Annotated in this window: 21 protein-coding genes; 10 read left to right on the top strand and 11 right to left on the bottom strand. The window is 57.3% G+C overall.

Translation table 11 applies throughout. From position 1 onward, the window contains the following. Positions 1-435: 435 nt before the first annotated feature. The 3 genes from KSF73_02510 to KSF73_02500 form a co-directional block, all read right to left on the bottom strand. Positions 436-1860, bottom strand: coding sequence for a sensor histidine kinase (locus KSF73_02510; protein MBV1774581.1), 1425 nt, complete (start codon positions 1858-1860; stop codon positions 436-438). After that, positions 1841-2530: a response regulator transcription factor gene (locus KSF73_02505; protein MBV1774580.1), complete on the bottom strand. Its 690-nt coding sequence runs from the start codon at positions 2528-2530 to the stop codon at positions 1841-1843. Before KSF73_02505 ends, KSF73_02510 begins: the two co-directional genes overlap by 20 nt. Before the next feature lie 136 nt (positions 2531-2666). Next, positions 2667-3689 carry an AraC family transcriptional regulator gene (locus KSF73_02500; protein ID MBV1774579.1) on the bottom strand — a complete coding sequence of 341 codons (1023 nt, stop codon included), beginning with the start codon at positions 3687-3689 and terminating at the stop codon, positions 2667-2669. A 386-nt stretch (positions 3690-4075) separates the two neighbouring features. Between KSF73_02500 and KSF73_02495 the strand changes: the two genes are divergently transcribed. From KSF73_02495 to KSF73_02485, 3 genes are read left to right on the top strand one after another with little or no spacing between them, the layout of a single operon-like run. Further along, positions 4076-5176 (top strand): efflux RND transporter periplasmic adaptor subunit, encoded by a 1101-nt coding sequence (locus KSF73_02495; GenBank protein ID MBV1774578.1) that lies wholly within the window; start codon positions 4076-4078, stop codon positions 5174-5176. After that, positions 5173-8226, top strand: a complete 3054-nt coding sequence (locus KSF73_02490; GenBank protein ID MBV1774577.1) for an efflux RND transporter permease subunit — start codon at positions 5173-5175, stop codon at positions 8224-8226. The genes KSF73_02495 and KSF73_02490 overlap by 4 nt, the downstream gene beginning before the upstream one ends. A 16-nt stretch (positions 8227-8242) precedes the next feature. Further along, entirely contained in the window at positions 8243-9682 is a 1440-nt protein-coding gene (locus KSF73_02485; GenBank protein ID MBV1774576.1) for a TolC family protein, read from the top strand. Between the two features lie 29 nt (positions 9683-9711). On the opposite strand, the gene KSF73_02480 is transcribed toward KSF73_02485, so the two are convergent. From KSF73_02480 to KSF73_02470, 3 genes are all read right to left on the bottom strand, one after another. After that, entirely contained in the window at positions 9712-10419 is a 708-nt protein-coding gene (locus KSF73_02480; protein MBV1774575.1) for an RES family NAD+ phosphorylase, read from the bottom strand. Beyond that, the gene (locus KSF73_02475) at positions 10385-10762 is read right to left on the bottom strand and encodes a DUF2384 domain-containing protein (protein ID MBV1774574.1); all 378 of its coding nucleotides are present in this window, start codon (positions 10760-10762) and stop codon (positions 10385-10387) included. The genes KSF73_02480 and KSF73_02475 overlap by 35 nt, the downstream gene beginning before the upstream one ends. A 199-nt stretch (positions 10763-10961) precedes the next feature. Further along, positions 10962-11885, bottom strand: a complete 924-nt coding sequence (locus tag KSF73_02470; GenBank protein MBV1774573.1) for a hypothetical protein — start codon at positions 11883-11885, stop codon at positions 10962-10964. Positions 11886-11930: 45 nt separating this feature from the next. On the opposite strand from KSF73_02470, the gene KSF73_02465 reads away from it, so the two are divergent. Then, entirely contained in the window at positions 11931-12218 is a 288-nt protein-coding gene (locus KSF73_02465; protein ID MBV1774572.1) for a hypothetical protein, read from the top strand. 130 nt (positions 12219-12348) lie between these two features. On the opposite strand, the gene KSF73_02460 is transcribed toward KSF73_02465, so the two are convergent. Continuing rightward, positions 12349-13635 carry a dicarboxylate/amino acid:cation symporter gene (locus KSF73_02460; protein MBV1774571.1) on the bottom strand — a complete coding sequence of 429 codons (1287 nt, stop codon included), beginning with the start codon at positions 13633-13635 and terminating at the stop codon, positions 12349-12351. 261 nt (positions 13636-13896) lie between these two features. On the opposite strand from KSF73_02460, the gene leuS reads away from it, so the two are divergent. From leuS to KSF73_02435, 5 genes are all read left to right on the top strand, one after another. Further along, positions 13897-16512 carry a leucine--tRNA ligase gene (gene leuS / locus KSF73_02455; GenBank protein ID MBV1774570.1) on the top strand — a complete coding sequence of 872 codons (2616 nt, stop codon included), beginning with the start codon at positions 13897-13899 and terminating at the stop codon, positions 16510-16512. A 78-nt stretch (positions 16513-16590) separates the two neighbouring features. Then, positions 16591-17151, top strand: a complete 561-nt coding sequence (locus KSF73_02450) for a hypothetical protein (GenBank protein ID MBV1774569.1) — start codon at positions 16591-16593, stop codon at positions 17149-17151. 6 nt (positions 17152-17157) lie between these two features. Next, a complete protein-coding gene (gene holA / locus KSF73_02445; GenBank protein MBV1774568.1) occupies positions 17158-18162 on the top strand; it encodes a DNA polymerase III subunit delta in 1005 nt (334 codons plus the stop codon). Between the two features lie 36 nt (positions 18163-18198). Then, entirely contained in the window at positions 18199-18414 is a 216-nt protein-coding gene (locus KSF73_02440; GenBank protein MBV1774567.1) for a ribbon-helix-helix domain-containing protein, read from the top strand. Continuing rightward, positions 18408-18773: a type II toxin-antitoxin system VapC family toxin gene (locus KSF73_02435; GenBank protein ID MBV1774566.1), complete on the top strand. Its 366-nt coding sequence runs from the start codon at positions 18408-18410 to the stop codon at positions 18771-18773. Before KSF73_02440 ends, KSF73_02435 begins: the two co-directional genes overlap by 7 nt. Here KSF73_02435 and KSF73_02430 read toward each other — a convergent pair. After that, complete coding sequence (locus KSF73_02430) at positions 18770-18922, bottom strand: hypothetical protein (protein MBV1774565.1); 153 nt, start codon at positions 18920-18922, stop codon at positions 18770-18772. The genes KSF73_02435 and KSF73_02430 overlap by 4 nt on opposite strands. Here KSF73_02430 and rng point away from each other — a divergent pair. Beyond that, positions 18921-20378: a ribonuclease G gene (rng, locus tag KSF73_02425; GenBank protein MBV1774564.1), complete on the top strand. Its 1458-nt coding sequence runs from the start codon at positions 18921-18923 to the stop codon at positions 20376-20378. The two genes, KSF73_02430 and rng, sit on opposite strands and share 2 nt — an antisense overlap. A 93-nt stretch (positions 20379-20471) precedes the next feature. Here the strand turns inward: rng and KSF73_02420 are convergent, their stop codons facing one another. From KSF73_02420 to KSF73_02410, 3 genes are all read right to left on the bottom strand, one after another. Further along, on the bottom strand, positions 20472-20738 hold the full coding sequence (locus tag KSF73_02420) for an accessory factor UbiK family protein (GenBank protein ID MBV1774563.1): 267 nt from the start codon (positions 20736-20738) through the stop codon (positions 20472-20474). Between the two features lie 80 nt (positions 20739-20818). Then, positions 20819-21250, bottom strand: a complete 432-nt coding sequence (locus tag KSF73_02415) for a carboxymuconolactone decarboxylase family protein (GenBank protein MBV1774562.1) — start codon at positions 21248-21250, stop codon at positions 20819-20821. Continuing rightward, complete coding sequence (locus KSF73_02410; GenBank protein MBV1774561.1) at positions 21247-21498, bottom strand: DUF2798 domain-containing protein; 252 nt, start codon at positions 21496-21498, stop codon at positions 21247-21249. Before KSF73_02410 ends, KSF73_02415 begins: the two co-directional genes overlap by 4 nt. Positions 21499-21587: the final 89 nt, after the last annotated feature.

Here is a 21587-nt window from a genome sequence, read left to right as displayed (position 1 = left end):
ACCTGCCCCGCGAGGGGTGAGTGCCGCACGTACCCGACGGAGTTCGTGATCGTGTGGACACTCGACTTACAGACTTAATCTGACAAGTTTCTTTCGTAATCACGCAAAACCTTACGTGAAACTTTCGCGAATCCTATGGATGTCAGATGATGAAAGCAAGTGGTTTTAGCGGGATGGAATTGGATCGCGTACAATTCTGTGGCGTAAATCACACGGGAAGTGCATTGATGTGACTGAAATATTTGACTAAATGCACGTGTGTTTAATGAGGTTTGTTGCAGGGCAGCATGAGCGGTATAGCTAGACAGGTATGCTTGGTCACAGTCTGCATCCGTGTACTATACGTACATGGATGGCAGAATTTCCTGATAGGAATTGTAAGTTTGAGGTAAGAAATGATGCGCTGCAATGGTCGGTCTCGACCATTTGCACGTGTTAGCGGCGCGTTGCTCGGGTGGTGCGCGGAAAGCTGACAGAAATCAACAGCCCGTGCGGATGGTTGTCGCGGAGTTCAATGCGTGCGTGATGGCGGCGGGCAATTTCGCGGGCGATGGGGAGTCCCAGGCCGCATCCGAGCGAGTTGGCCTGCAAGGCTCCGCGATAGAAGCGCTCGAATACGGCTTCGCGCTCTTCCGGCGGGATACCCGGTCCTGTATCGCTGACGGTTACCACAACCTGTTCCGCATCGCATTGCTGTGTCAGCACGATTTCGCCGCCTGCAGGGGTATAGGCCACGGCGTTGTTCAGCAAATTGGCAAACAGCTCGCGCAATAATCCGGCATTGCCTTCAATATGAACCGGTGAGTCCAGTCCTTCTACGGCCATATCGAGATGCTTTTTCAGTGCCACTGGTGCAATTTCGCGACCCAGTTCACGCAGTAGATCGGTGAGATCGACTTCTGTGAGGATCACCGGGGCTTCCGGTTCGGCACGGGCGAGCACGAGCAACTGGTTAACCAGGCGGATGCCGCGATCGGCACATTGCTCCAGCCTGTCAATTCGCTGGCGAATGACCTGATGATCCGGGTGTGGCGAGTCGAGTTCGGAGCGGGCGACTTCGGTCTGCGATTTCAATCCCGCCAGCGGTGTGCGCAACTGATGCGCGGCATCTGCGATGAAGCGCTTCTGGCCGCTCACCTGTTTGTCGATTTCGGCCAGCAGCGTGTTCAGCGCGCTAGCCAGATCCTTGACCTCGGCTGGTGCATGATCCAGCTCCAGCGGGGCCAGATCGCGCGGTGAACGGTTTTCTACCTGTTTTCTCAGGGTGCCAAGTGGCAAGAGTCCACGCGCCACGCCCCCCCACACGACGGCACTGGTGGCCAGCATCAGTAACGCAAGCGGTGCGACGGTATCAATCAGGATGTTTCGCGCCATTTCGGTACGGGCGCTGGTACTGCGTGCCACCTGCACCATCATCACTTGCGGATGCTCCGGCGTGCCGATCGGGACATACAAGGTGGCAACCCGCACGGTCTTGCCGTTCATTGGGCCGTCATAAAATACCGGCTGACCAAATACCACAGGCGATCCAGCCGGCGGCGGCGGCAGCTTTTCACCACCCAGCAGAAACTGCCCCGGCGGCGAACTGACCATGTAATGAATACGATCATTGGGGTCAGCTTCGAGAATCGCCCGTGCCGCCTTGGGGAAGTCGATGTACAGGCCATCACCTAGCGGTTGAACCTGTCGGGACAGGGCGCGGCTGGATTGCGCGAGACTCTGGTCGAGTGTGGTATTGGCGTGGCGGACGGCCACCTGATAGGAAACGCCAGCTGCAGCCAGCCACAGAAGCAGTTGCGGCACCAGCAGCCAGATCAGCAGCTGGCGGCGCAGCGAGGGTTTACGGCCGGGCAGCAGCATCTTCAGCGGGCTCGATCAGATAGCCTAGACCGCGTACGGTGCGGATGCCCACACCCGAAGGTTCGATTTTCTTGCGCAGACGGTGGACATAGACTTCGATGGCATTGGCACCAATATCCTCGCCTCCTAGCTCGGCGGCAATCTGCTCCTTGGTCACCACGCGCTTGTGCTGCACCATCAGAATATCGAGGACGGCCAGCTCGCGGGCGGACAGGTCGAGCGGGCTGTCATCAATCCACGCGCGCTGACCTTCGCGATCCAGTCTCAGGCGACCCATTTTTAGCTGATTGGCCGAGGTATTGTGGGTACGGCGCAGGAGTGCCTTGAGGCGGGCTTCCAGTTCAACAAACTGGAAAGGCTTCACCAGATAATCATCCGCGCCTGCATCCAGTCCGGCCACACGGTCTTCCACGCCTTCAAAGGCAGTCAGAATCAAGATGGGTAAATCTGGTTTCTGCGGACGGATATGGCGCAGCAGGGTGAGACCATGCTGTCCGGGCAGACCCAGATCAAGCACCGCGATATCTACTTCCTCGCGCAATAGCTTGACCTCGGCGATCAGGCCGTCTGCGACGTGAAGGACATCATAGCCGCTGCGTTCCAGATTGATGCATAGTGCATCGGCTAGATCAGGGTCGTCTTCGATGAGGATGAGGCGTACCAGTTTCATGCTCCTGTCAGTGCGAGCCAGTCTGCTGGCCGCACTCAGGACTATATCCCATGAGCGGCAGCCCTGTCATGAAGCTAAGGTGCGGGGATCAGACAGTGATGCGGGATGATAGGCGCGGTTGAGGCGCGCGCGGAAGTTACCCGGCCTCGCGTTCACGGAAATCGGTCGGTAAGACACCTGACCAGCGTTTGAAGGCGCGCCTGAAGGCGCGGGCATCTGAATAGCCAACCCGCTCTGCGACTTCCGCGATGGTGGCGTCGGAGTTCAGCAACAGTTCGCATGCTTTTGCATAGCGGGCGCTATCGCGAAGTGAACGATAACTGGTGTCCTGCTCGCCCAGCCTGCGACGAAGTGTGCGCGGGCTGACATTCACCATGCTCGCGATGTCGACCTGCTTCGGGAGTGCGCCTTGTTCTGTCCGCACACGATTGGCGACGGTCTCGACCAGATCATATCGACCGGCTGGTTTGGCAAGTAAGGTGCTCAATTGCGACTGCACTGCACCGGACGTGACGCGATCGTAGCCGGGTAATCTGGTCTCCAGCCAGTGCGTGGCCAGAATGATCCGGTTGCTTCCCGTATCGAAGCGTACCGGACAGCCCAGTATCTGCGAGAACGCAGTCTCCTGTCCTGGCCGGGGCAGGGCAAAGTCCACGCGAAGCGGACTGAAAGCGGCGCCCGCCAGATAGCGACCCACCGAGACCACACTTGCCAGTGCCTCATCAATCAGGAAGGTCTCGATCAGTTGATCCATGTGCCTGGGAACCACTTCGATATGCATCTCCGCGCCCATTTCATGCACGATGTGGTTCACCAGCGTACCGGCATCATCCTGATGGGAAATGCCTTTCAGCATGGCCTCTCCCAGCGTTTCGCACGTGAGCATCATCAGGCCTGCCACCCCCCATGAGACAGGCATCTGGCGGATACCAACCATCAGTCCGAGTACGGGATCCTGAATCAGGCGCTGCGAACGGACGATGAGTTCTCGTACCTGCGCGTAAGAGAGATGCAAGTGGTGATGCAGGAGATCCGGATAGGAGAAGCCCAGTCCGCGGCAAAGCTGATCTGGTGACGTACCCTGTGCCTCAATTTGTGCAAGCAGCGCCCGCGCAATGGTGGGGACAATCGTTGCGTGCCTGCGTTGATCTGTTTCCATGATAATCCGGGTGCCATCAAAACTATTTCAATTTGTATCAGCGGATATCTTGAACGACTTTGGCGAGCCTGTCACTCATTCTGCCGGCTATCTCCACAGGCGGCTCCCTCGTACGCATGATCTGACCAGAATGTCGCTTACAGATTCAGTTGTATTTAAGTGGTATTTATATGTCGGGAGCTGTTATACGCTGTTTAAATGAGCTTTACTCTCCTCTCGCATTGCTGATCGTCCGAAAGTGTCCTGCAAATGGCCTTTTCTGTCCTCATTGAGTTCTAGGTTACTCGTCTACAGTTACGCCCTCGTGATCCGGACCGGTTTCGCCATGGCAGGGTCACGCCTATTTCTGATTGGCTCCATTTACCTCCGCAATGCGGGAGAGATGCATGACACAGCTGTTTCATTCCTTTCAAACTCGCCTGTTGGCTGCCCCGCTTATCCTTCTGGCCGGTCTTGCCGGATGTTCGGCACCTGACGCTACAGTCGCGCCCGACAAGGGCGTACCTGCATTTGTCGCCGAGGTGCGTGCGGGAGATGCTGAAGCGCTGCAATTTGTGGGGGAGGTACGTGCGGCGCGGCGCACTGAACTAGCCTTTCCGGTTTCTGGCCGGGTGACCGAGGTGATGGTCGACGTGGGTGATACCGTGCAGGCCGGGCAGGCGCTCGCAATCATGGATCTGCAACCTGTTCAGGCGCAGCTGGGTGCAGCGCAGGGCTCACTGGCGGGCGCCGAAGCAAAATTGCAGGAAAGCCGTCAGCGACTTGAGCGTATGCGCCGTGTGCAAGTGGGAGATGCGATTTCCGCAGGGGAAATGGAAGCGGTATCGGCCGAAGTGGCGGCGGCTGAGGCGGCTGTGCTGACAGCAAGGTCTCAGAAGCAATTGGCCACATGGACGCTTGAGCAATCGACACTGCGCGCGCCGGCCGCGGGTAGAGTTGCAGGTCGTCTGATCGAGCCCGGTCATGCCGTGGGTCCCGGCGCCGCGGTAATGCTGATTGATGGTGATGCACGTGAACTCTCTGTGCTGGTACCTGCCAATATGGTGCTGACACCCAGACAGTCTGTCCATTTGACGGGGGAAGGAATGGACATGCCCGGCAAGTTGCTGCGGATCAGCCCCCGACTCGAGGCAGGTGGTAGCCGTCGGGTGTTTCTGGCGGTTCCGGAGACTGCCACAGTGGGTGCAACGTGGACAGTTAGCATCAGAAGTGCGATTGCGCAGCAGGGGAATGCACAGGTTCCGTTGCGTGCGGTGATGTTTGACGTGACACCGGGCACAGGGCGTGTGCTGAGATTGGCAGGTGAGAGCCGTAAAGTAGCGTCCGTGCCCGTCAAGCTGGGCGAGATTCGCGGCGATTCAATCGAGGTGCTGCAGGGGCTTGCCGCAGGTGAGCGTGTCGTGGTGGCGGGGGCGGCTGCGATCCGCCCCGGCAGTCTGGTGCAACCTCTGATGTACACATCGGCGCAAGGCAGGGAGCAGCCATGAGCAATATTGCCCTGCATGCGCTGGCGCGTCCGCGATTTACCTTTCTGGCAGTGCTGGCGCTGATTCTGGCGGGGCTGTGGATGGCGCTGGATTTTCCGTCGACCGAAGAGCCCCCCGTCACCGTACGGACCGCCACTGTGCTGAGCTTTTTGCCCGGCGCAAATGTTGAACGGGTAGAGCAGCTGGTGGCACGCCCGACTGAAGAGGCCATCCTTGGCCTGCCTGAAGTCAAGCGCGTCAAAACCTCCGTGCGCCCCGGATTTGCGTTTACCTATGTCGAGCTTGATCCCGGCGTGACGCCCGGGCGATTGCCGGATGTCTGGCAGCGCCTGCGCGCACGAATGAATGATTTGCGTCCCAGCTTGCCTGACGGGACACAGGGGCCGTTGGTGGATGATGAGTTTGGACGGGTGGCCGTGCTGACCGTCGGCTTAACCGGACCCGGGTATACCGCCGGAGAACTTCGGGAGCAGGCTCGACGCCTGAGAGATGAGCTGCTGAACCTATCGGGCGTCGAGCGTGTTTCCCTGCACGGTATACGCGATGAGCAAGTGCAGATTGTCCTGAACATGCCTGCACTGGCAGCAAAAGGACTGAGCCCGGCCGTGGTGGCTCAGGCGGTATCCAGGCGCAATGTGATTGCTGCTGCAGGGTTTGTCGAACTGGACGGCACGGAGATCGCCCTCAAGGTAAGTGGCGATGTCGACCGGTATGAAGCCCTGAAGCGTACGCCGATTGCCCTGCCATCGGGCGGGACGGTATTACTGGGACAGATCGCGCGCATCGAGCGGGTGACACAAGACCCGCCGCTGACGGCCGCCTTTGTGAATGGACAGCCCGCGGCCGTCATCGCGGTCTCGATGGATCCCGGATTAAATGTGACCAGCTTTGCCGGACAGCTGCGCGAGCGCTTGCAAACGCTCGAGGCACGACTCCCGGCTGGCATGACCCTGGTGCCGATTACCGATCAGGCTCAGATCGTCACCAAGCAGCTCAAACAGGTCGGGCAGGTGTTCCTTGAGACCACGATTATCGTCATGGGTGTTGTGGTGCTGTTTCTGGGGCTGCGTACAGGATTGATTGTCGGTGCCATTGTGCCAACCACAGTACTGGGTACGCTGGCCATCATGAAGCTGCTGGATATCGATCTGCATATCATCTCGATTGGTGCCATCATCATCGCGCTTGGCTTATTTGTAGACAATGCCATTGTGGTGGCAGAAGACATGGAGCGGCGGCTTGCGCTGGGCGAGTCACGAGAGCAGGCCGCTGCCGAGGCCGGTCGAACCATGTTTGTCCCGCTGCTGGTGTCATCGCTGGCCATTATCCTGACCTTCATGCCGCTGGTGCTTTCGCATACGGAAACGGGCGAGTACCTGCGCAGCATGGGCATTGTCATGGCCATTGCCTTGTTGTTATCCCTGCTGCTGGCCGTGACGTTTACGCCGCTGCTGTGCCAGCGGTTTGCGCATCATCATGCAGAGTTAAGTCGGGTGGCCAGAGCGGTTGAATCGCTCACGGGATGGTATCGCGGGAAAGTACGCTGGGTTTTGCGTCACAAGGGAATGTATATCGGCGTCATGCTGGTACTGCTCATCACAGCGGGCGGGGTGTTCAGTACGGTGCCCTCCGAGCTGATGCCTGCATCCGAACGACGCCAGTTGCAGATGAGTATCGAGCTTGCACCGGATGCCAGCACCTCGCACACCCTGGCCATGACAGGACGAATCAGTCAGGCACTGGCCGATCGCAAAGCGTTTCCGGACGTTGCCAGTCATGCCATATATATGGGCGATGGTGGTCCACGGTTTATTCTGGCACTGAATCCGCCAACCCCTGCGGCGCATCGTGCGTATGCGGTGATCAGTCTAGCGCCGGGCGTTACGCATGCTGCGGCAATCCAGCATCTCAGAACGGCACTGGCTCTGCGATTTCCGGATATCCGCTTTGAACCGAAGCGATTCTCGATGGGCTCATCCGATAGTGGGACAGCGGTGTTCCGCCTGTCCAGCAGTGATGGCAATCGCCATCATGATATGGCTGATGCATTGCAGAAGGCGTTGCAGGCCATACCGGGTATGGAGCTGGTGTCCAATGATGCAGAACGCGAAATTCTGGAAGTGGATGTACAGGTGGATCAGGCTCGGGCGCATGCCGCAGGCGTCAGCAGTGCCGACATTGCGCGCAGTCTGGATTTGATGCTGGCAGGCGCGCCGGTCACGCAATATCGAGAAGGCAATACCGTCCTGCCTGTGATCCTGAGAGGGGATCGCGCGCTTCGGTCAAATATCGCGCAATTGGCTGCGTTGCCAGTTTCCCGTGCAGACGGAGGCGGATCGGCACTACTGGGGCAGGTGGCCACACTCAAACTGCTGCCACAGCATTCGGTCATCCAGCGCTATAACCAGACGCGTGCAGTCACCCTGCTGGCCAAGCATCCCGGTATGACCGCTCAGGCAATTGCTGACGCTGTGAAACCTGTTCTGGATCAGGCGCACGCTGCCGGCGACGTGAGTATTGCGCTAGGTGGCGAGATCGAAGAAAACGCCAGTGCCAACGATGCCATTCTCAAGCTCCTGCCAGCGTGCGTCATTGCCATGTTCCTGCTCTTTGTCTGGCAGTTTGAAAGCATGCGCAAGAGCCTGATTGTGCTGGCCAGTATTCCCTTTGTCTCTATTGGTGCCGCGCTGGCGCTGAAGGCCACCGGAACCACGCTGACCTTTGTGGGGACACTCGGGCTGCTGGCACTGGCAGGGATTATCGTCAATAACGCGGTTCTACTGCTCGATGCTATCGAGGATGGTCGCCGTGCCGGCCTGTCACCTGTCGATGCGATTGAAGATGCAGGTGCCAAACGACTTCGTCCTATCGTCATGACCAAACTGGTCTGTATTCTGGGATTGGTTCCGCTCTGGCTGTTTGGCGGCGTGGTCTGGACCAGTCTGGCCGTGGTGATGATTGGCGGATTGGCACTGGGCACGCTGATCACACTGGGTCTGATACCGGCGCTATACGCGACTGTCTATCGTGTGAACGTCCCGGAAGCATAAAACCAAGGAAAACGGCATGTTTCGGTACCCTATCCTGACCGCCTGTTCGGTGGCCATTCTTGTGAGCGGTTGCGCGTCTGTACATGCGCCCAGTCAGCTGACGCATCTGTCTGCGAATCAACCTGTCAGTCCTGCGGCAATTGACGCAGGTATGGCCTCCGGGGTGCCCGCACGGCAATGGTGGCGTGCGCTGAACGATCCGGTGCTCGATACGCTGGTACAGGATGCTATGGCCAACAATCACGACATTGTGGCAGCACTGGCGGGTGTACGCAGTGCCAGAGCACTTGCAGATGCTGCGCAGCGCGACGCGCGGCCGCAGGGACGTCTAGAGGGGCAGGTGCAGAAGCAGCGTCCTTCGATGCTCGATGTCGATCCGTTTAATGAAGGGTTACCCCGAGCGCCGGAACGGAATGTCATGCAGCTCGGCCAGGGACTGTCATGGGAAATCGATCTGTTTGGACGGATAGGAACAGCCTCAGGCGTAGCTGCCCGGCGAGCCGATGCCGCTCATGCTGACTGGCATGCGGCTGTCGCGCTGATCCAGATGGAGGTGGTCCGGCAATACGCTGGCCTGCGCCAGCAACAGCAGATTGTGCAAAGTCTGGTGGAAGAAGTCACCGTATTGTCCGAGCGGAGCCGGCATCTGACCGCGAGGGTGGATGCAGGACTGATCGACCGCGCAGTGCTTCTGGCGGCGCAGGGTGATGAGGCCAGGGCTGTTTCCGAGCAGGCGCAGGCTCGGGCAATGCTGGAACGGCATTTGGATGCACTGGCAGTCCTGACCGGCCGCTCGCCTGCGGAGCGGGGTGCATGGGCTGGCTCACTCGCCTCATCGGATGCTATCACCCTCACCCTGCCTGCGCAGGATGGACTGGTCAGACCCTCGGACTTGCTCGCACGCCGACCGGATGTGCTACGTGCGGATGCAAATTTGCGTGCAGCCATCGGGGAGACAGTTCTGGCGGACCGCGCGCACTTGCCCCGGCTGAGTCTCAATCTGAATGCCGGACTGGGGGCGCCATTCGGTAGTCTGGGTAACAGTGCCGCATTCAGCTATGCCGCCGGACCATCCTTGAGCTGGGACTGGCTGGATGCCGGCCGGCATCGGGCACGTGTTGCGGCTGCTCAAGCAGGGCAGGAGGCTGCATGGCATGGATTCGAGCGGACTGTGCTTCAGGCGCTGCAGGAGAGTGAAGGGGCGCTGCGACAATGGACCGCTGCACTGACAGTGCTGGCTCAGGCGCAACGTGCCGAAAAACTGACGCAGGATGTTGCCATGCGTGCAAAGGCGAGGGTGGGTGCGAGTCTGGATCCGCGTGCCAGTGCGCTTGAATGGGCGGCAGCGCATCAGCGGGCGCGCCGTAGCGCAGTGATCGCGCATGCCGACGCGATTCAGGCCTATAGTCAGCTTCAGCTAGCACTTGGGGCATGGCAGCCAGATGCTTCGCTGTAGTCTTTCGAGCCCGATATCCGGAGTCGGGATCAAATTGCAATGGTGTATTGATCCCGCGATTGCAGTCCCCGCCAGGCTACTTGCGATTTGCCGATGAACAGATCGAAGTCTTCCTGTGATGCCGGTGCATTGGACACAATCGGCCTGTCTGCCAATACCACCATGGCGGCGCGGTGATCCGGATCGCGCACCGAGCGATAGCGGATCAGGTCGATCCCGGCCTGTCGCGCTGCCGATCCCATGCGCTGACAGGGCACATAATTGTCCGGCGACAGCCATGCTGCAGCATCCACATCAAAGGGCGGCGCAAACAGATCAATTGCTGCGCCACTCACATCAAAAGAAAACAGTGTCCTGCGCAGGCTGAACGTCTGCGAACTGAGCCCTTCTGACTGGCGCACAAAGCGGTGATAGGCCCAGTGCCCGGCTTCGCGGAAACAGACCTCCGGCACTTCTCCCGCATACATCGCCCCCGTTGCGCCATGTGCAATAAAGCGAGAGCCGCCCGGCGTGCGCTCGGCATAGCGAAACGGCGTGGACAGCAGAAAATGACGCGGATCTTCGGCGCAATACGGCGGCTTGGATGATTCCAGAATGGATTCGAGCACATCCAGCTCGTCCACGGTTTCCACCAGCGGTGCCACATAGTTTTTGGTTTGACCCTCGCACACGCGCCAGAGGCGGTGGCGGGTAAGATGAAGATTAAAAGCGACCACGCAGCGAATCCAGATAATCACATACCCGATAAATCCCGCCCGCACTTTCCAGCACGGCCTCGCAAGGCGATTTGCCGAAATCATGGTTCAGGCTCTGAAACCAGCCCAGCATCAGCGATTCATTGCCATCCAGCAAACCGCCCAGCGAGCGGTAAATGCGAATCAGCGTGGTAGCGGCATCCCATTCCTTGCCGGTACTGCGCAGCGTAGAAGCGCCCCGCGCCATGCGCGACACGGTGGATGGGTCCACGCCGAGAATACGGCTCAGTTGTGCCTGATTCAGATCGAGCTTCTTCGCAGTATTCAGCAGGGCCTTGGTGAGTACCACTTCTGGCTGGGCGACGGGTTTTTGCAACGCAGACATGATGTGCTCCAATCGTGCATATGCAATTTTTATGTTGATTTATTGTATATGCATGGTGGTTGAGGTGCAATGCTGTGCACGCGGCATCGTCGCTATAGCGTGGGATCAATCAAAGCCCGGCCGTGGCCTCTGCTTACAAATGTAAACGCTGTGGACGCGGGAATGGCTGTTCACGCTTGAGTGGCACCCCTATTTTGCTTCACTCAAACTGCTTCTGAACGGTGTAGAAGCAATCAATATCGGCTTTTCTGGCACACGCTACGATTTGATTGGCAGTGCTAGTAGTAGTGTGGATGTCGCCTTGATTGCCAGAGAAAACATATCCCCATTGATCCCATGTGTCCGGAATGTGGCAATCTGATTCGGGAGACAATGCGCACATCTGAAGTATCTGAGGGGATGCCCTCGGGGAGCATTCTCCGCCCATCATGCAGATTGCCTGCATTGAAGCAGCATAATAAGCGCCGCCCTGCTTGTAGTTTTCTCCCGAAAGCAGAAAATTATTCGAAAGGCTGATCAGTAAAACAGGGTCGTCAATGTTTTTAGTAAAAAGTGCCCGGATCTTTTCTTTTGCAATGAGCCGATCTTTCTCGTTTGCTGTAATTTCACTAATCGAATTTTCGATATTTACATAAGGGTCTTTTTCTGAGAGCGAGGGATCTTTTCGTGCATGGAAATACACTTCTCCGGCTCCCGCGCACATCCTCGCTAGCTTATTGGTAGCGTCAATTTGAACTTGAGAGGAGGCGCCTTTTCTTGCGGAAAATTGATTCAGGTGGGTAATGTATTCCGCTTCTGATTTTGGGCGTGGCTCGCAAAATGAGGATGCAATTGATGCATAGTATATGCCGCCGATTTCGGGGTGCTTGAGCGCTTCTCGAACAAAAGCTGTGCGATTTGAAAGTCCAAGGTTGCGATACGCATCCGCGACTTGATATGGACTTGCTTTTGTGTTGGGAGTCTGGGTGGCTGTCCCAAATATGCCTTGTGAGTGCTTAATTTTAGATTCGGTTGTAGATGCTGATTTATTGCTTGGGCCATATTCTTGCTTGTATGGAAGCCAAATAAATACTCCAAATGAGATTGTTAGTATGAGGAGTGTTGCTTTGCTCCATTTGTGCATATATGATCCCTCCGAAATTACTTTTTAATTTACCTGAGGTTTAGAATGAGCCGCAAGCAGGAAATCTACCGCGACATCCTGCGGCTGGCGCTGCCCATGTTACGCAATGCGTTCACATGGAATCTATGGACCTACTATCGCCGACGCGCATACTGTCGCGAGCTGTCTGAACTGATTCACAATCTTCCGGTATCAATCCTTGATCCCGAATGGACCGCACATGACGACTGGTTTATGGCGAATCAGGCGGAGGCGTTTTGTCGTTCCAAGTATGTGGATCAGGATACGGATCAGTTTGTTCGGCTAATTTGTGAATTGAAATTTCTAAAATGAGACTCGATGTATATCGAAATCTATATGCGTCCTTACTCTTGTTAAGGTTGGGTCTTATCCGATGCAATTGAAAGATTGAGCAAATCCTGCAAGGCAATCATGCAAAGGATCTGCTCAAGGTTTGACTCACTCAAATCGCCGGCACATCCGGCTCTGCATCCTCATCCTCCGGCTCGGTTTCCACCGGATCACCAATCCCGTCCTCCCATTTGGCAATCACCGCTGTCGCAATTGAATTGCCGAGCACGTTGGTGACAGTGCGGCCCATGTCGAGGAAGTGGTCGATGCCCATCACCAGCAGCAAGCCCGCTTCCGGCAGACCAAACATCGGCAGCACGGCGGCGACCACGACCAGCGAGGCGCGCGGCACACCGGCGATGCCTTTGCTCGACACCATCAGTACCAGCAGCATGGCGATCTGCTGGCCGAGGCTCAGGTCGATGTGATATGCCTGCGCCACAAAGAGGGCAGCGAAGGTGGTGTACATCATCGAGCCATCGAGATTAAACGAATAGCCCAGTGGCAAAACAAAGCCGGTGAGACGCTGCTTGATGCCGAAGGCGCCCAGTTGCTCCATCAGCTTGGGGTAGGCCGATTCGCTGGATGCGGTGGAAAAACCCAGCAGCATCGGGCTGCGAATGGCCAGCAGCAGACTGAAAACCGACTTGCCCAGTACCAGAAAGCCCGCCGCAATCAGGATAATCCACAGCGAACTCAGTGCCAGATAGAAGCTGGCCATGTATTTTCCGAATACGGTCAGGATGCCAAGACCCTGCACTGCGATCGCCGATGCCACCGCCGCAAATACGCCTGCTGGCGCAAAGCGCATCACGTAGTCGGTCACTTTCAGCATCACATGGGTGAGTTCATCCATGATGTGCACGAGCGTCAGGGCTGTTTCGTTGTGGATTTTGCTCAAGGCCACACCAAAGAACGTCGCGAACACCAGAATTTGCAGGATCTCATTGCCTGCCATGGCTTCGACGATGCTCTTGGGGAAGACGTGTGTGATGAAATCCTTGAGATTGAGTGCGGCTGTTTTCAGTTCGGTGTGGGCACTGGTGTCGGGCAGCGGAATATTGAGCTCGGCGCCCGGTTGCAGCAGGTTGGCCCAGAAGAGACCCAGCAGCAGCGAAATGAACGACGCACTGAGAAACCACAGCAAAGCCTTCAGGCCAATCCGGCTGATGGTTTCGGCATCGCCCATGCGCGCCAGACCGGACACCAGCGTGGCAAACACCAGCGGCGCAATAATCATCTTGATCAGGCGCAGGAAGATATCGGTGAGGATGTGCATGTAATCGGCGATCTGCTTGGCCACTTCCGGTGTGGGCGAGAAGCGGTTGCATAGATAGCCCACCACCACGCCGAGAATCATGGCGAGGATGATGCGCAAGGTGAGTTTGTTGATGTGCATGGGTAGGGATGCTTTCTTGTGCTGTGTGATGAGCTGGCGCGGCCCCAAGGGGGGCTGAGTCGCGTTGCGTCAAATTGTATTAGTTTTCGCAGCTTTGCTTGGTCGGAAACCGTCCGTGCTTTGGAAAGTGTGGCAATGGGGCGAATCCTGATACCAAAGCACGCAAATGGCAATCATGACGCAGCGCCGGACTCGGTTATAATCAACCCTTTGCGGCGCGTTCCGGCCCGTATTTGCGCCTCCATTCAGGATTTTGAGATCATGCAAGAGCACTATCGCCCAGCCGAAGTCGAAGCGTCGGCCCAGCAGCACTGGGATGCACGCAACGCTTACACCGTTGTTGAAGACAATCAGAAGCCCAAGTATTACGCCTGCTCGATGCTGCCGTATCCGTCCGGCAAGCTGCATATGGGCCACGTGCGTAACTACACCATCAACGACATGCTGGCGCGCCATCTGCGCATGAAAGGCTACAACGTCCTGATGCCGATGGGCTGGGATGCTTTCGGTCTGCCTGCGGAGAATGCTGCGATCGCCTACAACAAGTCGCCTGCCGAATGGACTTACGCCAACATCGAAGACATGAAGTCGCAGATGAAGCCGCTGGGTCTGGCATTCGACTGGTCGCGCGAAATCGCCACCTGCGATCCGGATTACTACAAGTGGAACCAGTGGTTCTTCCTGAAGATGCTGGAAAAGGGCGTGGCCTACAAGAAAACCCAGATCGTGAACTGGGACCCGATCGACCAGACCGTGCTGGCCAATGAGCAGGTGGTGGATGGCCGTGGCTGGCGCTCGGGTGCGCTCGTCGAAAAGCGCGAGATTCCGGGCTACTACTTCGGCATCACCCAGTACGCCGACGAGTTGCTGAACGATATCGACACGCTGGAAGGCTGGCCGGACATGGTGCGCGCGATGCAGCGCAACTGGATCGGCAAGAGCGAAGGTGTGCGTTTTGCTTTTGCCCACGAGATCAAGGCCGCTGATGGCAGCCTGATCAACGACGGCCAGCTGTGGGTGTTCACCACACGTGCCGACACCATCATGGGCGTGACCTTCTGCGCCGTGGCTGCCGAGCACCCGCTGGCTGTGCGCGCCGCCGAACTGAATCCCGCCCTGACTGCATTTATCGAAGAATGCAAGCTGGGCGGTACCACAGAAGCCGAAATCGCCACTCAGGACAAGAAGGGCGTGGCCACCGGCCTGTTCGTGACCCATCCGCTGACTGGCGAACAGGTCGAAGTGTGGATTGGCAACTATGTGCTGATGAGCTACGGCGATGGTGCCGTGATGGGCGTGCCGGCACATGACGAGCGCGATTTTGCCTTCGCCAACAAGTACGGCATTGCGATCAAGCAGGTTGTCGCTGTGGAAGGCGAGTCCTTCAGCACCGATGCGTGGGCCGAATGGTACGGTGACAAGACCCGTGGCGTGACGGTGAATTCCGGCAAATACGATGGTCTGGCCTACAAGGATGCCGTGGATGCCGTGGCTGCTGATCTGGCAGGTAAGTCGATCGGCGAGAAAAAGACGACCTGGCGTCTGCGCGACTGGGGCATTTCCCGTCAGCGCTACTGGGGTACGCCGATCCCGATCATCCATTGCGATTGCTGTGGCGATGTGCCGGTGCCGTATGAAGACCTGCCGGTAGTCTTGCCGACCGATTGCATCCCCGATGGCTCGGGCAATCCGCTCAAGCATCGCGAAGACTTCCTGAATGTCGATTGCCCCAAGTGCGGCAAGCCCGCCAAGCGCGAAACCGACACCATGGACACCTTCGTGGATTCCAGCTGGTACTTCATGCGCTATTGCGATCCGAAGAATGCGGATGCAATGGTGGGCGAAGGCACCAAATACTGGATGGCCATGGATCAGTACATCGGCGGGATCGAACACGCCGTGCTGCATCTCTTGTACGCCCGTTTCTGGACCAAGGCCATGCGCGACATCGGCCTGGTCAGCTTTGGCGAGCCGTTCAAGAATCTGTTTACGCAAGGCATGCTGCTGAACGACTCGTTCTACCGAAAAGATCCAACTGATCCTTCCGGACAGAAGAAAATTTGGTATTACCCGAATGAGGTTGAAGTTGAGCTTGATGACAAGGGTCGGGCGATTGCAGCCACCCTTAAGTCTGATGGACAGCCAGTAATCATGGGCGGCATTGAGAAGATGTCCAAGTCCAAGAACAATGTGGTGGAACCGAAGGACATCATCAGCCGCTTTGGCGCCGATACGGCCCGTCTGTTTACCATGTTTGCCGGTCCACCCGAGCAAAGTGCCGCCTGGAGTGATGGTGGCGTCGAAGGCGCTTCCCGTTATCTGCGCCGCTTGTGGTCCTTTGCCTTCAAGCGGGCTGATGTGATCCGCGCCGCCGGCGAAGTGGTCGAGTTGAGCAAGGATGACAAGGCATTGCGCTTTGAAGTCCACAGCACGCTCAAACAGATCAATGCTGACTATGAGCGTCTGCAGTACAACACCGTGGTGTCGGGCTGTATGAAGCTGCTGAACGCGCTGGAAGGCTATAAGGGCGACAACGCGGCATTGCTGCGCGAAAGCCTGAGTGTGCTGCTGCGTGCGATCTATCCGGTGGCACCGCATATTGCCAATGAAATCTGGCGCGAGCTGGGTATGGCAGGCGAGCTGATCGATGCCGCCTGGCCAGAGCCATTGGCCGCTGCACTGGTGCAGGACGAAGTGACCCTGATGGTGCAGGTGAACGGCAAGCTGCGTGGTGAAATCAGTGTGCCGAGCGGCGCTGGCAAGGACGAGATCGAAGCACTGGCCCGCGCCAACCCGAATGTGCAGAAGTTCCTTGAAGGTGCCGAGCCGAAGAAGGTGATCGTCGTGCCGGGTCGTCTGGTCAATCTGGTGGTCTAAGTGCCTGCGGGGTGGTGAACGCCACCCCGTTTTGTTTCAGGCATCCGCTTTATGCGTTTTACCGATTTTTGAATGAAGATGGCGATGAAAAAATGGCTATGTACGGCTCTTGGAGCCATGATGCTGGCGGGCTGCGGCTTTCATTTGCGCGGGTATGGCGATAGCCAGCCATTTGCGTTCCAGCGTTTGTACATTGCCTCGCCCGGTCCCTTGGGCGAAGTACTGCGCCAGCAACTGGCGTTGCGCAAGGAGCTGAAGCTGCAAAACGTGGGGCAGGGCGCGGATGCGGTGCTGTCTATCGATCAGGAAAATAGCGAGAAGCAGCTGTTTACCGTGAATGGGTCAGGTCAGGTGACGCAGTATCTGGTGCTGTATCAGGCGCGCTATACCCTGAGAATCGGCGATGAAGAAGTGATTTCGCCGACATCGCTGCAATTGCGCCGTACTTTATCGTTCAATGCCAATGCCGTGCTGGGTAAAGAGTCGGAAGAGCAACGGCTGATTGCAGATATGCGCGCGGATATGGCGCAGCAAATCGCCCGCCGGATTGCGGTGGTACGCCCAAGTGCCGGTCGTACGGACATTCCGGTATTACCCGTGCCAGATTCAGGCGCGCCTTCCACTCAGGAAAGCAAATAAGCGCTCATGAATATCCGTCCGGCCGATTTGGCACGTCATCTGGCTTCAGGCTCGCTAGCCCCCGTCTATGTCATTCATGGCGAAGAAGCGCTGTTGGCGCTGGAAGCGGCGCAAGCCATTCGTGATGCGGCACGACAGTCAGGCTTCAGCGAGCGTCAGGTGATGACGGTCGAGCCCGGTTTCAGCTGGCGCGATCTGGCGATGGCGGCAAACGAAGTGTCGCTGTTCGCGGAACAAAAGCTGATCGAGCTGCGGATTCCGACAGGCAAGCCGGGCGGCGAGGGCGGCGAGGCGATGCAGTCTTACGCTGCAACCGCGCCTGCCGAAAATGTATTGATGGTGCAGTTGCCCAAACTGGAAAAACTGCAACTGCAATCCAAATGGTTTACTGCGCTCGCGGAAAAAGGCTGCGTGATTGCCTGTGCCAGTATTACCCGCAATGAGCTGCCGGGCTGGATCAGCGAGCGATTGGGGCGGCAGAAGCAATCGCTGTCGCACGAGGCCATGGACTTTCTGGTGGCGCGTGTGGAAGGTAATCTGCTGGCCGCTCGACAGGAAATCGACAAGCTGGCGCTTCTACATGGCGAAGGCGAAATTACGCTGGAGGCGCTGCGCGCCGAAGTCGCCAATGTCGCACGTTACGATGTGTGGGGTCTGGGCGAAGCCATGTTGATTGGTGATGCCGCCCGATTCGCTCGCATGCTGCACGGACTGGAAGCAGAGGGCGAGGCCGCCAATCTGGTCCTCTGGGCCATGGCCGATGAAATCCGTGGTCTCTTGCGCGTCGGGTTGGGACGCGCGCAGGGGGGCAATCTGCAGAATCTGTTCCGCGAAAGCCGTGTATGGGGCGAGCGCCAGAAGCTCTATCCACGCGCACTGGACCGGCTCAAGTCCAGCCAGTTGAAGGCTGCACTGGCACATGCAGCCAAAATCGATCGCATGATCAAAGGTGTTGCGCAAGGTGAGCCCTGGGAAGAGCTGCTGAAATTAGGGATGCGGGTGGTGGGGTAGTTGATATATGATGTGTATATCAGTTATCAGGTGCACATCATGCGAACCCTTGTCGATATCACTGAACCTCAGCTTGAGTCGTTGAACCGGCTTGCGCAATTGCGCAAGCAGCCTCGTGCGCAAATCATTCGTGAGGCGCTGACTGCCTATATTGAATCACATCAAATCGATGAAACCGGTGCGTTTGGTCTTTGGAAGACGACTGCGGTAGATGGCTTGGCTTATCAGGAACAGGCGCGTAGCGAATGGTAAGCGCACTCTTTGATACCAATATCCTGATCGACTATCTGAATGGGGTGGAGGCGGCACGAGCTGAACTCGCGTTATATAGCGACAAGGCGATCAGCATCATCAGCTGGATGGAAGTCATGGCGGGAACAAATGAGGTGAACGCCGCAGGCACCAAGGCCTTTCTGGCGGGCTTCTCTCACTTGCCGATTGAAGATGCGGTAGCAGAGCGAGCTGTGTACATTCGGCAGACCAAGCGGATCAAATTGCCGGATGCCATCATCTGGGCAACGGCGCAAGTGCATCATCGGTTACTGGTGACCCGCAATGTCAAAGACATGAAGCAGGATGAGCCAGGGGTGAGGCTTCCCTATACGCTTTAACCGCCCCCTCCCGGCACGCGGCGGCGTGGCGGGGCAACGTATTTCGGCTGACAGGCGGCACGGGCGGTGGTAATGTCCAGTCGGTGAGATGTCCAACCCCAGCCGGTACCCTGTGCCGGTTGCGGCTGAACATTTCGGCCGTGCATCATGAAAGAACACATTCTGATCAATATCACTCCCCAGGAGACGCGCGTGGCGCTGATCGAGGAGGGGGTGGTCCAGGAGATCCATGTCGAGCGCAGTGCGAGTCGCGGAATTGTCGGAGACATCTATCTCGGGGTGGTGAAGCGTGTCCTGCCGGGCATGCAGTCTGCCTTTATCGAGATCGGGCTGGAGCGCGCGGCCTTCCTGCATATCGCCGACGTGATCGAGCAACGCCAGCATCCGGGTGAACCGCAGCGCATCGAACGACTGATGTTCGAGGGCCAGTGCGTGCTGGTGCAGGTAATCAAGGACCCGATTGGCTCCAAGGGTGCGCGCCTGTCCACGCAGGTGAGCATTGCCGGCCGTTTTCTGGTCTATCTGCCTCAGGAACATCATATCGGGGTGTCGCAGCGCATCGAACAAGGCGAAGGCCGCGAGCATCTGCGCGAGCGCCTGATGAAGATGCTGCCCGAAGGGCGCGATCATGGCGGTTATATCATCCGTACCTCTGCCGAGCATGCCACCGATGACGAATTGCACGCCGATATCGAATATCTGAATCTGATCTGGGCCGATATCAAGCAAAAGTCACGTACCCTGCCGCCCAAAACCTTGCTGTATCAGGATTTGAGTCTGGCTCAGCGGGTGCTGCGCGATGTGGTAACGGATGATTCGGAAAAAGTGATTGTCGACTCGCGCGAGACTTACCAGAAGATGGTCGAGTTTGCCAGCCAGTTTGTGCATCAGGTAGCGCCCAAGCTTGAGCACTATCAGGGCGAGCGACCGCTGTTCGAAATGCACGGCGTGGAGGCCGAAATCGAACGTGCGCTGGCGCGGCGGGTGAATCTGAAGTTTGGCGGCTATCTGATCATCGACCAGACCGAAGCCATGACCACCATCGACGTGAATACCGGCGGCTTTGTCGGCACGCGCTCCTTCGACGATACGATATTCAAGACCAATCTCGAAGCAACTCAAGTGATCGCGCGGCAACTGCGTTTGCGCAATCTGGGCGGCATCATCATTGTCGATTTTATCGACATGGATAACGCCGAGCACCGTGATCAGGTGATGCAGGAGCTACAGAAAGCGCTGGACAAGGATCGTACCAAGATCACCGTCTCCGGCTTTACCAGCCTCGGTCTGGTGGAGATTACCCGCAAGCGCACCCGCGAGAGCCTGGCGCATATCCTGTGCGAGCCATGCCCGGTGTGTACTGGACGTGGAGAGATCAAGACCGCGCAGACGGTATGCTACGAAATTCTGCGCGAAATCCTGCGCGAAGCTCGCCAGTTCAATGCGCGTGAATACCGCATCCTCGGCGCGCAGACCGTGATCGACATGTTCCTCGACGAAGAATCCGCCAATCTGGCCATGCTCGCCGATTTCATCGGCAAACCGATCTCGCTGCAGGTCGAGTCGGCTTATACCCAGGAACAGTTTGATGTGATCTTGATGTAGGCGGGCTTCGACAAGCTCAGCCAGCATGAACAACAAGGGGCAGCTTTGGCTGCCCCTACATTTCACATTTCACGTTTCAAATTTTACGTAAGATCAGATGCCGTCCTGCGGATCACTTGCCTTGGCTGTTGCCGCCGCTTCCAGCTTGGCAATACGCGCTTCCAGATCGGCGAGCTTTTCGCGGGTTTTGGCAAGCACAGCAGACTGAATGTCGAACTCTTCACGGGTGACCAAATCAAGCTTGGACAAGGCGGCAGACAGCGCGGCCTTGGCGTTCTTCTCGATGTCCTTGGCCGGGCTGGCAGCCAGTGCCTCGGAGAATTTCTGGTGCATTTCATCAAGCAATTTGTGCGACAACATGGCAGCGCCCCTGAAGTAATCTGGTATAGGCCGCTAGTGTAGCAAAACTGGCGGCGGGCGCTGCCTGAGAGTGGGCGAAATTATTGACGCATGGCAACGGCGACGCGATTCAGAGCGTTCATGGTGGCGATGGCCAGTGTCAGCTCGGCGATTTCCTGATCACTAAACAGTTCACGCAGCGGCAGGTAATCGCAATCCGGTACATGGATAACCGCCAGATGAGTGACTGATTCGCACCAGGCAAGCGCAGCATGCTCTCGTGCATCAAAGTGGCTGCTAATCTGCCAGCCGGGTAGTACATCCAGCTTGGATTGGGATATACCTGCTCGGCGAGCCGCCTCGCTGTGCATCCTCATGCAAAATTCACAGCCATTCATCTGGGATACGCGCAGATACACAAGTTCTAATAGCGAAGTCGGCAGTACGCCCTCGGCCAGCGCTGTTTTCGCCTGTTTCAATCCTCTGAAAATGGCGGGGGCAAGATCCGCGTAGGGCAAGCGTGCAGGCGTCATGCGCGTACTCCTTTGAGTGATCGGACGGCGTCGAGCAGTCGCTGGGTGAGTCGTTGTACTGCTGGTGCCGTGAGTAGCACGATAAAAAAGGCTGCGGGCCAGGCCAGCGTGAATGCGTGCATCCAGCGCGAAAAAAACTGATCGGAAAAGCCGAGATTGATCAGTGTGATCCAGCAGGTCATCAGCAGCGACATCTGCAGGGACATAAGCGCGGAAAACAGTAAACGGGGGCTGATCGGACTAGGCATGATGATCTCCGTTAAATGAGTGCTGCCAGTCTAGTCATCTGACTAGATTGGAAATACACTGAACAAATCAATCTCAAATTCCATAAATG

Source organism: Burkholderiaceae bacterium DAT-1 (assembly GCA_019084025.1).
Classification (GTDB): Bacteria; Pseudomonadota; Gammaproteobacteria; order Burkholderiales; family Chitinimonadaceae; genus DAT-1.
Note: the sequence above shows the minus strand (reverse complement) of the source record. Positions and strands in the feature narration are given on the sequence as shown.

What these genes read in the sequence shown, in the direction of transcription:
- KSF73_02505 (MBV1774580.1), bottom strand. Translation starts at nt 2,530, where the DNA reads ATGAAACTGGTACGCCTCATCCTCATCGAAGACGACCCTGATCTAGCC.
- rng (MBV1774564.1), top strand. Translation starts at nt 18,921, where the DNA reads ATGAAAGAACACATTCTGATCAATATCACTCCCCAGGAGACGCGCGTG.
- KSF73_02460 (MBV1774571.1), bottom strand. Translation starts at nt 13,635, where the DNA reads ATGCACATCAACAAACTCACCTTGCGCATCATCCTCGCCATGATTCTC.
- KSF73_02465 (MBV1774572.1), top strand. Translation starts at nt 11,931, where the DNA reads ATGAGCCGCAAGCAGGAAATCTACCGCGACATCCTGCGGCTGGCGCTG.
- KSF73_02430 (MBV1774565.1), bottom strand. Translation starts at nt 18,922, where the DNA reads ATGATGCACGGCCGAAATGTTCAGCCGCAACCGGCACAGGGTACCGGC.
- KSF73_02410 (MBV1774561.1), bottom strand. Translation starts at nt 21,498, where the DNA reads ATGCCTAGTCCGATCAGCCCCCGTTTACTGTTTTCCGCGCTTATGTCC.
- leuS (MBV1774570.1), top strand. Translation starts at nt 13,897, where the DNA reads ATGCAAGAGCACTATCGCCCAGCCGAAGTCGAAGCGTCGGCCCAGCAG.
- KSF73_02510 (MBV1774581.1), bottom strand. Translation starts at nt 1,860, where the DNA reads ATGCTGCTGCCCGGCCGTAAACCCTCGCTGCGCCGCCAGCTGCTGATC.
- KSF73_02475 (MBV1774574.1), bottom strand. Translation starts at nt 10,762, where the DNA reads ATGTCTGCGTTGCAAAAACCCGTCGCCCAGCCAGAAGTGGTACTCACC.
- KSF73_02485 (MBV1774576.1), top strand. Translation starts at nt 8,243, where the DNA reads ATGTTTCGGTACCCTATCCTGACCGCCTGTTCGGTGGCCATTCTTGTG.
- KSF73_02500 (MBV1774579.1), bottom strand. Translation starts at nt 3,689, where the DNA reads ATGGAAACAGATCAACGCAGGCACGCAACGATTGTCCCCACCATTGCG.
- KSF73_02435 (MBV1774566.1), top strand. Translation starts at nt 18,408, where the DNA reads ATGGTAAGCGCACTCTTTGATACCAATATCCTGATCGACTATCTGAAT.
- KSF73_02470 (MBV1774573.1), bottom strand. Translation starts at nt 11,885, where the DNA reads ATGCACAAATGGAGCAAAGCAACACTCCTCATACTAACAATCTCATTT.
- KSF73_02495 (MBV1774578.1), top strand. Translation starts at nt 4,076, where the DNA reads ATGACACAGCTGTTTCATTCCTTTCAAACTCGCCTGTTGGCTGCCCCG.
- KSF73_02450 (MBV1774569.1), top strand. Translation starts at nt 16,591, where the DNA reads ATGGCGATGAAAAAATGGCTATGTACGGCTCTTGGAGCCATGATGCTG.
- KSF73_02490 (MBV1774577.1), top strand. Translation starts at nt 5,173, where the DNA reads ATGAGCAATATTGCCCTGCATGCGCTGGCGCGTCCGCGATTTACCTTT.
- KSF73_02420 (MBV1774563.1), bottom strand. Translation starts at nt 20,738, where the DNA reads ATGTTGTCGCACAAATTGCTTGATGAAATGCACCAGAAATTCTCCGAG.
- KSF73_02415 (MBV1774562.1), bottom strand. Translation starts at nt 21,250, where the DNA reads ATGACGCCTGCACGCTTGCCCTACGCGGATCTTGCCCCCGCCATTTTC.
- holA (MBV1774568.1), top strand. Translation starts at nt 17,158, where the DNA reads ATGAATATCCGTCCGGCCGATTTGGCACGTCATCTGGCTTCAGGCTCG.